The 1,535-nt window shown below is 46.6% G+C and carries 3 protein-coding genes; 2 read left to right on the top strand and 1 reads right to left on the bottom strand.

Annotated elements, in window-relative coordinates:
* On the top strand, nucleotides 1-831 hold an 831-nt coding region (locus F6K20_RS38025; RefSeq protein ID WP_287298342.1), incomplete at its 5' end, for a vitamin K epoxide reductase family protein.
* Here F6K20_RS38025 and F6K20_RS38020 read toward each other — a convergent pair.
* Nucleotides 803-1,030, bottom strand: a complete 228-nt coding sequence (locus tag F6K20_RS38020; protein WP_071986764.1) for a hypothetical protein — start codon at nucleotides 1,028-1,030, stop codon at nucleotides 803-805. The genes F6K20_RS38025 and F6K20_RS38020 overlap by 29 nt on opposite strands.
* On the opposite strand from F6K20_RS38020, the gene F6K20_RS38015 reads away from it, so the two are divergent.
* A partial coding sequence (locus F6K20_RS38015; RefSeq protein WP_287298340.1) for an NAD(P)/FAD-dependent oxidoreductase occupies nucleotides 1,018-1,535 on the top strand: 518 nt, incomplete at its 3' end. The two genes, F6K20_RS38020 and F6K20_RS38015, sit on opposite strands and share 13 nt — an antisense overlap.

The raw sequence follows: 1,535 nt of genomic DNA, 5'->3' as shown, positions 1-1,535 counted from the left end.
AGCTGTAATGATGTCCTTTCCAGCCCTTATGCTAGTATATTTGGTCAGCCACTAACCTTGTTTGGCTTCCTGGCATACACCAGTATGGCTACATTTGCCTTGGCTCCGTTGTTAGTCAAGGGAGACCCAAAGAAGGGACTTCGCTCAAAACTAGAAAATTGGACTTGGTTATTGCTGTTGGCAGGTGCAGCAGCTATGACAGTTTTCAGTAGCTACTTGATGTACTTGCTAGCGTTTGAGATCCAAGCAGTATGTCTATACTGCATCAGTTCAGCATTATTTGCCATTAGCCTGCTAGTCCTAACCCTTGTGGGTCGCAGTTGGGAAGATATTGGTCAAATTTTCTTTATCGGTATGATCGTGGGCATGATCACCTTGGTGGGTACCTTAGGAGTTTATGCTAATGTTGGAGAATCCGTGGCCACATCAGCAGACAATGGTGGTCCAATTCCCACAGCCTCTGGTGCGCCAAACGCAGCTATTGGTGGCTGGAAAGTTACCACAACCTCTGGTCAATCAGAAATTGATCTGGCGCGTCATTTGACTGAGGTTGGTGCTAAGAAATACGGAGCTTACTGGTGTCCACACTGCTATGAGCAGAAGCAACTGTTTGGAAAACAGGCATTCTCTCAAATAGATTATATAGAGTGTGCTCGTGATGGCAAAAATGCTCAGACAGAAGCCTGTATCGCTGCTGGAATTCAATCCTATCCTACTTGGCAAATTAATGGCGAATTACTCCCTGGTGTCCAAACTCTAGAAGAATTGGCTAATGTCACTGACTATCAAGGCTCAAGGGACTTTAAGTACTATTTGCCAGGACGATCCTAGGATTTGAAGGCAAAAGGTAAAGAGATGGAAGTATGGGGAAATGGGGAGATGGGGAGATGGGGAGATTTTGATTAAGGGTAATTATCGGTTCTGATAGTAATAAGGTAAACCAGATTTTTTCCCTGTTTCCAATTCCCGATTCCCGATTCCCGATTCCCGATTCCCGATTCCCGATTCCCGATTCCCTTGGATAATTCACAAAATCTCAATGTCGTAGTCATTGGTGGTGGAGCCGCTGGTTTTTTTGGGGCAATTACCTGTGCAACGACTCATCCCCATACCAATGTCACTCTGCTAGAAGCCTCACGCCATCCATTATCGAAGGTGCGCATCTCTGGTGGTGGACGCTGTAATGTTACTCATGCTTGCTTTGACCCAGCCCAGTTGGTGCAAGCTTACCCGAGGGGAAGCAAAGCATTGCGAGGAGCTTACACTCGCTTTCAACCGAAGGATACCATTGCTTGGTTTGGGGCTCACGGTGTTGAGCTGAAAACTGAGACGGATGGCAGGATGTTTCCGATTACTGATAGTTCTGAAACTATTGTTGATTGTCTCTTACAAGTGGCTAAGAGGGCAGGGGTGACGATTCGCACTAGTAATCCCGTTAAGTGGATCTCTCGGCAATCTTCCCAACACCCGACTCCTGACACCCCACACCAGACCCCAGGAGGATTTGAAATTGGGTTGAGGAATGGTGAGACTAT

Source organism: Moorena sp. SIO2C4 (assembly GCF_010672485.1).
GTDB classification, from domain to species: Bacteria; Cyanobacteriota; Cyanobacteriia; order Cyanobacteriales; family Coleofasciculaceae; genus Moorena; species Moorena producens.
Note: the sequence above shows the minus strand (reverse complement) of the source record. Positions and strands in the feature narration are given on the sequence as shown.